Raw genomic sequence first — 8,688 nt, forward strand, 5'->3', positions numbered from 1 at the left:
GCCTTTGTCGCCGCCACGCTGGACAGAAACGCCATATTTGAAACCCCAATGACCCTGGTGCCGGGTTCGCATCTCTTCGAAAACATGGCGACCATCTGGACCCAGGGTGTGGGGGTTAACAGCGCCCCGTTCTGGCTGATGATGCTCAACAGCTTCATCATGGCGTTCGGTATTACCGTGGGCAAAATCACGGTGTCGATGCTCTCGGCCTTCGCCATCGTCTGGTTCCGCTTTCCGCTGCGTAACCTCTTCTTCTGGATGATCTTTATCACCCTGATGCTGCCGGTGGAAGTGCGTATCTTCCCGACGGTGGAGGTGATCGCAAACCTCGGGATGCTCGACAGCTATGCGGGCTTAACCCTGCCGCTGATGGCCTCGGCCACCGCCACCTTCCTGTTCCGCCAGTTCTTTATGACCCTGCCGGACGAGCTGATTGAGGCCGCGCGGATCGACGGCGCCTCGCCGATGCGCTTTTTCCGCGACATCGTGCTGCCGCTGTCGAGAACCAACCTCGCGGCGCTCTTTGTCATCACCTTTATCTACGGCTGGAACCAGTACCTGTGGCCGCTGCTGATTATCCAGGACGTCAACCTCGGCACCGCCGTGGCGGGCATCAAGGGGATGATTTCAACCGGTGAAGGCACCACCCTCTGGAACCAGGTGATGGCGGCGATGCTGCTCACCCTTATCCCACCCGTAGTCATTGTTTTAGCCATGCAGCGTGCCTTTGTCCGCGGCCTGGTCGATAGCGAGAAATAAGATGGCAGGACTTAAATTACAGGCAGTAACCAAAAGCTGGGATGGCAAGACCCAGGTGATTCAGCCGCTGACCCTCGACGTGGCGGACGGCGAATTTATTGTGATGGTTGGCCCGTCGGGCTGCGGCAAATCCACCCTGCTGCGCATGGTGGCCGGGCTCGAGCGCGTCACCTCGGGCGATATCTGGATTGACCGCCAGCGCGTGACCGAGATGGAACCCAAAGATCGCGGCATCGCGATGGTGTTTCAGAACTATGCCCTCTATCCGCACATGAGCGTGGAAGAGAACATGGCCTGGGGGCTGAAAATTCGTAGGATGGGCAAAAGCCACATCGACGAGCGCGTCAAAGAGGCGGCGCGCATTCTGGAGCTGGATGGCCTGCTGAAGCGTCGCCCGCGCGAGCTCTCCGGCGGCCAGCGCCAGCGCGTGGCGATGGGCCGCGCTATCGTGCGTGACCCGGCGGTATTCCTGTTCGATGAACCGCTCTCCAACCTCGATGCCAAGCTGCGCGTGCAGATGCGCCTTGAGCTACAACAGCTGCACCGACGACTGAACACCACCTCTCTGTACGTTACCCACGATCAGGTGGAGGCGATGACCCTCGCCCAGCGGGTGATGGTGATGATCAAAGGGGTGGCCGAGCAGATTGGCACCCCGGTGGAGGTGTATGAAAAGCCCGCCAGCCGCTTTGTGGCGAGCTTTATCGGCAGCCCGGCGATGAACCTGCTGGAAGGGCGCATCAGCACTGCGGGCACCCATTTCGAACTGGAGAGCGGCATGGCGCTGCCGATCAACTGGTACTACCGCGGCTACGCCGGGCGTAAGATGACCCTGGGTATCCGCCCGGAACATATTGCGCTAAGCTCGCAGGCGGAAGGCGGCGTACCGCTGGTGATGGACACCCTGGAGATGCTGGGGGCCGATAACCTGGCGCACGGACGCTGGGGCGAGCAGAAGCTGGTGGTGCGTATGTCGCACGAGGAGCGCCCGAAAGCGGGCAGCACGCTATGGCTGCATCTGCCGGAAAATCATCTGCACTTATTTGATGGTGAAACAGGACAACGCATATGAGTAACTGGCCTTATCCCCGCATCGTCGCCCACCGGGGCGGCGGTAAACTGGCACCGGAAAATACCCTGGCGGCCATCGACGTTGGCGCGCGTTATGGTCATACCATGATTGAGTTCGATGCCAAACTGTCGAAAGATGGGGAGATCTTCCTCCTGCATGACGACAACCTTGAGCGCACCAGCAACGGCTGGGGCGTGGCGGGTCACCTGCCGTGGCGCGATCTGCTGAAGGTGGACGCCGGAAGCTGGTTTAGCGGCGAGTTTAAAGGCGAGCCGCTGCCGCTGCTGACTGAGGTGGCCGACCGCTGTCGTCAACACGGGATGATGGCCAATATCGAAATCAAACCGACCACCGGTACGGGGCCGTTAACCGGCAAGGTGATTGCGCTGGCGGCGCGTGAGCTATGGGCAGGAATGACTCCACCGCTGCTGTCGTCGTTTGAGATTGACGCGCTGGAAGCCGCGCAGGCTGCTGCGCCTGAATTGCCGCGTGGGTTACTGCTGGATGCCTGGCGTGATGACTGGCGCGAGCTGACCACTCGACTGGCGTGCGTATCCATTCACCTGAACCATCGCCTGCTGGATGAAGCGCGGGTAAGCACACTGAAAAACGCCGGATTACATATCCTGGTTTACACCGTCAATCAGCCCCAGCGAGCAGCGGAACTGCTGCGCTGGGGCGTCGATTGTATCTGTACCGATGCGATTGCCCTTATCGGCCCGGACTTTCAGCCCTAAGGGTTATTGAGCATGTCGCCATTCTGCCGCTGCGGCAGCATATGTTGCTGCTGCACGCCGCCAGAGTCGACACTGCCGCCGCTGAGCATCCCGCCGCTGGTATTAGGCAGTACCTGTCCCCCCGGCTGGCTCTGCTGAATCCGCTGGGTGTTGTTATCCATCTGCGTTTGCAGGTGCTGCTGCTGAACGCGGGTTTGCGTTTGCAGCTGCTGGTTTAGCATCCCTGTTTGCTGTTGCTGCTGCATCATCATCTGATTTTGCATTCGCTGCTGGCTGGGGTTCTGATAGCCCGGCTGATTGGGGTTATTCAGGGTGTTGATAGGCTGCGCGAATACGGCAAACGGCAGTAATGCCGCCACAAGAATGAGACGTTTCATGGTCATTCCCTCCATCTGAAGCCTTTTGTAAGTTTATCTCGAATCCGCCATTACGATGATTTTTTAAGAGTTATGAACCAGGCTTAAGCGGGAGCATGAGTCCCTGTACCTGGAGAATAACAATGATGAAACCAACGTTTTTACGCTGGGTGGCGATTGCTGCCCTGACGGCAGGCGGTACGTTTTGCGTGGCAGCGAATCCGCCGGCGGCACCGCCGGTCTCCTATGGTGTGGAAGAGGATGTGTTCCATCCCGTGCGGGCGCAGAAGGGGATGGTCTCCTCAGTAGACGCCCTCGCGACCCAGGTGGGGGTGGATATCCTCAAACAGGGCGGTAATGCGGTGGATGCGGCGGTGGCGGTGGGCTATGCGCTGGCGGTGACCCACCCGCAGGCGGGCAACCTCGGCGGTGGCGGCTTTATGATGCTGCGTACCAAAGATGGCACCACCACGGCGATCGACTTCCGCGAAATGGCGCCGAACCAGGCCACGCGGGACATGTTCCTCGATGACCAGGGCAATGCCGACAGTAAAAAATCGCTTACCTCCCATCTGGCGACCGGTACGCCGGGCACCGTAGCGGGCTTCTCGCTGGCGCTGGATAAATATGGCACCCTGCCGCTGAACAAGGTGGTGCAGCCCGCCATCAAACTGGCGCGGGACGGCTTTGAGGTTAACGACGCGCTGGCCGACGACCTGAAAACCTACGGCAGCGAAGTGATCCCCAGCCATGAGAACAGCAAAGCGATCTTCTGGAAGGAGGGCGAGCCGCTGAAGAAGGGCGATAAGCTGGTGCAGAAGAACCTCGCCAAAAGCCTGGAGATGATCGCGGAGAACGGCCCGGACGCCTTCTATAAAGGGGCGATTGCCGACCAGATTGCCGAAGAGATGAGTAAGAATGGCGGGCTGATCACCAAAGCGGATCTGGCGGAGTACAAGGCGGTGGAGCGCACGCCGATTAGCGGCGACTACCGCGGGTACCAGGTTTATTCCATGCCGCCTCCGTCGTCCGGCGGGATCCACATCGTGCAGATCCTCAACATCCTCGAAAATTTCGATCTGCATAAGTTTGGTTTCGGCAGTGCCGACACATTGCAGGTGATGGCCGAGGCGGAGAAATATGCCTACGCCGACCGCTCGGAGTATCTGGGCGACCCGGACTTCGTTAAGGTGCCGTGGCAGGCGTTGACCAATAAAGCCTACGCCAAAACCCTGGCCGATCAAATTGATATCAACAAGGCCAGACCGTCGAGCGAGATCCGCCCCGGCAAGCTGGCGCCGTATGAGAGCAACCAGACCACCCACTTCTCGGTGGTGGATAAAGATGGTAACGCGGTGGCGGTGACCTATACCCTCAACACCACCTTTGGGACCGGGATCGTGGCGGGCAACAGCGGCATTCTGCTCAACAACGAGATGGATGACTTCTCTGCCAAGCCGGGCGTGCCGAACGTCTACGGGCTGGTGGGCGGGGATGCCAACGCCGTGGGGCCGAAGAAGCGTCCGCTGTCGTCAATGTCGCCGACGATTGTGGTGAAAGATGGCAAAACCTGGCTGGTGACCGGCAGCCCGGGCGGCAGCCGGATTATCACCACCGTACTGCAGATGGTGGTAAACAGCATCGATTTCGGGATGAACGTGGCCGAGGCGACCAACGCCCCGCGCTTCCATCACCAGTGGCTGCCGGATGAATTGCGGGTGGAGAAGGGCTTTAGCCCGGATACGCTGAAGCTGCTGGAGCAGCGCGGACAAAAAGTGGCGGTGAAAGAGGCGATGGGCAGCACCCAAAGCATCATGGTCGGGCCCGATGGCGCGCTGTATGGGGCATCGGATCCGCGCTCGCCAGGGGATTTGACGGCGGGGTATTAAACGGTTTGCCGGGTGGCGGCTCCGCCTTACCCGGCCTACATGGTTTCGTAGGCCCGGATCGCTACGCGTCACCGGGCAATACTCACTTAACCCGCGCCATATAGAGCGCATCCACAAATTCGCCGTCACGCAGGGCGAATCTCTTCCCGGTGCCTTCCACCTCAAATCCATACTTGCGGTACAAGGCAATGGCAGGCGCGTTGTCGGCAAACACCGTCAATTCAATGCGCTCGATGCGCAGCCAGTTATCGCACAGGTTGATCATCTCCCGCATCAATGCGCTGCCCGCCCCGCGCCCCTGCACCTCGGCAGAGACACTGATGCCAAAGGTCGCCACGTGGCTGCGTCGGGGGTTTTCCATCACGTCCAGCGCCAGATGACCGACAACCTTATCGTCCAGGCAGGCCACCAGATGGCGTCTGCCCGGCTTTTTCATTACCCGTTCCTGCCACATCTCCATCGATGGATGAGGAAGCTGTAGTGTCTGGTGATACACCCCCGGATGGGTATTAAGCAGGCGTAAAGCTTCGGCATCGGCGGCTTCAACGTGGCGTATCACTATCTCACTCATTCCTTCTTCCTCAGTCAGTTAGGTTCCTTTCCAACATCCATGAGTTTGAAATGTGCGTCAACCGCCATTTTTTGCAAAAAAGTATTGGACAAGTGCGAATGAGAATGATTATTATTGTCTTGCGTTCAGGGAGTCCACGACGGAAACCTGAAAGCACGACATTGCTCACATTGCTTCCAGTATTATTTTAGCCAGCGTCTCGCTGGCTTTTTTTTGTTTACAGCTTTTGCGAATGCAGGCGATCCGGCATCTCAGCCGGGTTCTCTTTTATCATGCCCACCACGTTGTTCTTCTCCGCGACAGCCGGTAAGACCTCCGCCTGGCCGGAAAAGACGCCGCCTTTTTTGATCGCCAGGGTCCGGTAGAGCAGGGTGCCGGTAATCTGGCCATTTTCGCAGATTTCAATAGTATCGCTGCTGCACTGACCGATGACCTTACCGTCCACGATCAGCTCCCGGCAGGTGATGTTTCCCTCCACCTGGCCGCCACGCATAATTTTTATCAGGCTCTCTTTAGAGTCGATATTGCCGTTCAGTGTGCCGTGAACATAGACGTGCCCGCCGGAAACGATATTGCCTTCAAATTGCACATCGCTGGCTATGACGGTGGTGCCGTACTTCTCCACCGCAGTAGGTTCTTTTTCAATGACCGGTGCCTGAGGGAGGATTTCTTGCTTGTCAGTTTCGATCTTTTTTTGTTTTTTAAACATGAGGTTAACCTGATTAGATAGGAGAGGGAGACTAAAAGCCATTAGGGTTAATGCCGCGAACAGCCACGTCAGGGAGCGGGCGTTGAAGCCCCAGGCGACCAGGGCGAGCAGCCAGAAGAGAAGTGCGCTATTTAACGCGAGGTATTTTCTGTCCATAGAAAATGAGCGCGACTCCTTTCGCGAGCATGTTAATTTGACTGCCTTCTTATCCTGGGATTCAGCAGCAGGGTCAAGGTTATGCCCCTTATTTTCGGATTCGATATAGCAATATATTCACCGCGCGGTTTTCCCCCCGGAATAAGCCTAAAAGATTGATGGGGTTAAATTCGCCAGCAGGTTGCGCTATGGTTGAAGGCAGAGACCTTAGCCAGGAACAACATCATGACACTACACTGCGCATTTATTGGATTTGGCAAAAGCACCACCCGCTATCACCTTCCCTATGTACTTACCCGTAAAGCCAGCTGGCATGTGGCGCATATCTTCCGCCGCCACCCGAAACCGGAAGAGCAGTCTCCGCAGTACTCCCATATTCACTTCACCAGCGATCTCGACGAGGTATTGAACGATCCCGAGGTGAAGCTGGTGATCGTCTGTACCCATGCCGACAGCCATTTTGAGTATGCGAAACGCGCGCTGGAAGCGGGTAAAAACGTGCTGGTGGAGAAGCCATTTACCCCGACGATGGCCGAGGCGAAAACGCTGTTCGAGCTGGCGCGCAGCAAAGGGCTGACCGTCACGCCCTATCAGAACCGTCGCTTTGACACCTGCTTCCTTACCGCGAAGCAGGCGATTGAGAGCGGCAAGCTGGGCGAGATTGTCGAAATCGAAAGCCACTTCGATTACTACCGCCCGGTGGCGGAGACCAAACCCGGCCTGCCGCAGGATGGCTCCTTCTATGGCCTTGGCGTCCATACCATGGACCAGATAATCAGCCTGTTTGGCCGCCCGGATCACGTGGCCTATGACATCCGCAGCCTGCGTAATAAAGCCAACCCGGACGATACCTTTGAAGCACAGCTCTTCTACGGCGACCTGAAAGCGATTGTCAAAACCAGCCATCTGGTAAAGACCGATTACCCGAAATTTATCGTTCACGGCACCAAAGGCTCGTTTATCAAATACGGTATCGACCAGCAGGAGACCAGCCTGAAGGCTAATATCATGCCGGGTGAACCAGGGTTTGCGGCGGACGATTCCGTGGGCGTGCTGGAGTACGTTAACGACGCGGGTGTGACGGTGAAAGAGGAGATCAAACCGGGCACCGGCGACTATGGCCAGGTCTACGATGCGCTGTACCAGGCCCTCACCTGCGGCGCGCCAAATTACGTCAAGGAAATTGAAGTGATGACCAACCTGGAAATCCTTGAACGCGCCTTCGAACAGGCATCACCTGCCACGATAACCCTTGCCCGATAAGCCTGAATGACTCCTCTGTGCTTGTTCAGATATTTTGAACAGAGGAGTCAATTTTCACCCTCTATGATCCCAGGTCGATTGCGTCCACACTTACTCCATCGAAACGAACTGAGGGTAAAAACAATGATCTTCTTACGCAAAGCAAACGACCGTGGACACGCAAATCATGGCTGGCTGGACTCATGGCACAGCTTCTCGTTCGCCGATTATTACGACCCGAATTTTATGGGCTTCTCGGCACTGCGCGTGATCAACGATGACGTGATTGACGCAGGCCAGGGCTTCGGTACCCACCCGCACAAAGATATGGAAATCCTGACTTACGTGCTGGAAGGGGCGGTGGAGCACCAGGACAGCATGGGTAATAAAGAGCAGGTGCCAGCGGGTGAGTTCCAGATTATGAGTGCGGGTACCGGAGTGCGTCACTCTGAATACAACCCGAGCAAAACGGAAAAACTGCACCTCTATCAAATCTGGATCATTCCAGAAGCGAAAGGCATCACCCCGCGCTACGAGCAACGCCGCTTTGACGCGCAGCAGGGTAAACAGCTGGTACTGTCACCGGATGCGCGTGAAGGTTCGCTGAAAGTGCATCAGGATATGGAGCTGTACCGCTGGGCGCTGGCGAAAGATGAGCAGTCTGTGCACCAGATTGCCGCCAACCGTAAAGTGTGGATCCAGGTGGTGAAAGGCGACGTGACCATCAACGGCACTAAAGCGACCACCAGCGACGGTCTGGCCATCTGGGATGAGCAGGCGATCTCTGTCCATGCTGACAGCGCCGCTGAAATCCTGCTGTTCGACCTGCCGCCGGTCTAAATAATTACGCAACCTTCCCTTTAAACGGGGAAGGTTGCGCTTTGTCCGTGATAAACTGAGAAAATCTCTCACTCATGATTTCTCAGGACGATGAAAAAGAAACGCCCCGTACTTCAGGATGTCGCCGATCGCGTCGGTGTGACCAAAATGACGGTCAGCCGTTTTTTACGTAACCCGGAACAGGTTTCCGTGGCCTTACGTGGCAAGATTGCTGCTGCTCTCGATGAACTGGGTTATATCCCCAACCGTGCACCCGACATTCTCTCGAATGCGACCAGCCGTGCGGTGGGCGTCCTGCTTCCCTCCTTAACCAACCAGGTTTTCGCCGAGGTGCTTCGCGGCATCGAAAGCGTCACC

At 57.1% G+C, this 8,688-nt stretch carries 10 protein-coding genes; 7 read left to right on the forward strand and 3 right to left on the reverse strand.

What is annotated here, in order from left to right:
- The 3 genes from ugpE to ugpQ all read left to right on the forward strand — a co-directional run.
- Positions 1-759, forward strand: a 759-nt coding sequence (gene ugpE / locus WFM46_RS21395) for a sn-glycerol-3-phosphate ABC transporter permease UgpE (RefSeq protein ID WP_336998477.1), incomplete at its 5' end; no start/stop codon positions are given.
- Between the two features lies 1 nt (position 760).
- Entirely contained in the window at positions 761-1,831 is a 1,071-nt protein-coding gene (locus tag WFM46_RS21400; protein ID WP_336998478.1) for a sn-glycerol-3-phosphate import ATP-binding protein UgpC, read from the forward strand.
- Entirely contained in the window at positions 1,828-2,568 is a 741-nt protein-coding gene (ugpQ, locus tag WFM46_RS21405; protein WP_180210952.1) for a glycerophosphodiester phosphodiesterase, read from the forward strand. Before WFM46_RS21400 ends, ugpQ begins: the two co-directional genes overlap by 4 nt.
- Here the strand turns inward: ugpQ and WFM46_RS21410 are convergent.
- Positions 2,565-2,945: a DUF2756 family protein gene (locus WFM46_RS21410; RefSeq protein ID WP_103180999.1), complete on the reverse strand. Its 381-nt coding sequence runs from the start codon at positions 2,943-2,945 to the stop codon at positions 2,565-2,567. The genes ugpQ and WFM46_RS21410 overlap by 4 nt on opposite strands.
- A 122-nt stretch (positions 2,946-3,067) precedes the next feature.
- On the opposite strand from WFM46_RS21410, the gene ggt reads away from it, so the two are divergent.
- Positions 3,068-4,813 (forward strand): gamma-glutamyltransferase, encoded by a 1,746-nt coding sequence (gene ggt, locus WFM46_RS21415; protein WP_168191993.1) that lies wholly within the window; start codon positions 3,068-3,070, stop codon positions 4,811-4,813.
- Between the two features lie 82 nt (positions 4,814-4,895).
- Here ggt and yhhY read toward each other — a convergent pair whose 3' ends face one another.
- Both yhhY and WFM46_RS21425 read right to left on the reverse strand, forming a co-directional pair.
- Positions 4,896-5,384: an N-acetyltransferase gene (yhhY, locus tag WFM46_RS21420; RefSeq protein ID WP_336998479.1), complete on the reverse strand. Its 489-nt coding sequence runs from the start codon at positions 5,382-5,384 to the stop codon at positions 4,896-4,898.
- Positions 5,385-5,601: 217 nt separating this feature from the next.
- Entirely contained in the window at positions 5,602-6,249 is a 648-nt protein-coding gene (locus WFM46_RS21425) for a bactofilin family protein (RefSeq protein ID WP_336998480.1), read from the reverse strand.
- A 225-nt stretch (positions 6,250-6,474) separates the two neighbouring features.
- Here WFM46_RS21425 and WFM46_RS21430 point away from each other — a divergent pair, with 225 nt between their 5' ends.
- From WFM46_RS21430 to WFM46_RS21440, 3 genes are all read left to right on the forward strand, one after another.
- Positions 6,475-7,512: an oxidoreductase gene (locus WFM46_RS21430; protein ID WP_336998481.1), complete on the forward strand. Its 1,038-nt coding sequence runs from the start codon at positions 6,475-6,477 to the stop codon at positions 7,510-7,512.
- A 123-nt stretch (positions 7,513-7,635) separates the two neighbouring features.
- Positions 7,636-8,331, forward strand: coding sequence for a pirin family protein (locus WFM46_RS21435; protein WP_103177343.1), 696 nt, complete (start codon positions 7,636-7,638; stop codon positions 8,329-8,331).
- Positions 8,332-8,421: 90 nt separating this feature from the next.
- On the forward strand, positions 8,422-8,688 hold a 267-nt coding region (locus WFM46_RS21440; RefSeq protein ID WP_336998482.1), incomplete at its 3' end, for a LacI family DNA-binding transcriptional regulator.

Source organism: Leclercia sp. M50 (assembly GCF_037150775.1).
In the GTDB taxonomy this organism is placed as follows: Bacteria; Pseudomonadota; Gammaproteobacteria; order Enterobacterales; family Enterobacteriaceae; genus Enterobacter.

Coding starts and splice junctions, on each gene's coding strand:
- WFM46_RS21400 (WP_336998478.1), top strand. CDS start 761: ATGGCAGGACTTAAATTACAGGCAGTAACCAAAAGCTGGGATGGCAAG.
- ugpQ (WP_180210952.1), top strand. CDS start 1,828: ATGAGTAACTGGCCTTATCCCCGCATCGTCGCCCACCGGGGCGGCGGT.
- WFM46_RS21410 (WP_103180999.1), bottom strand. CDS start 2,945: ATGAAACGTCTCATTCTTGTGGCGGCATTACTGCCGTTTGCCGTATTC.
- ggt (WP_168191993.1), top strand. CDS start 3,068: ATGATGAAACCAACGTTTTTACGCTGGGTGGCGATTGCTGCCCTGACG.
- yhhY (WP_336998479.1), bottom strand. CDS start 5,384: ATGAGTGAGATAGTGATACGCCACGTTGAAGCCGCCGATGCCGAAGCT.
- WFM46_RS21425 (WP_336998480.1), bottom strand. CDS start 6,249: ATGGACAGAAAATACCTCGCGTTAAATAGCGCACTTCTCTTCTGGCTG.
- WFM46_RS21430 (WP_336998481.1), top strand. CDS start 6,475: ATGACACTACACTGCGCATTTATTGGATTTGGCAAAAGCACCACCCGC.
- WFM46_RS21435 (WP_103177343.1), top strand. CDS start 7,636: ATGATCTTCTTACGCAAAGCAAACGACCGTGGACACGCAAATCATGGC.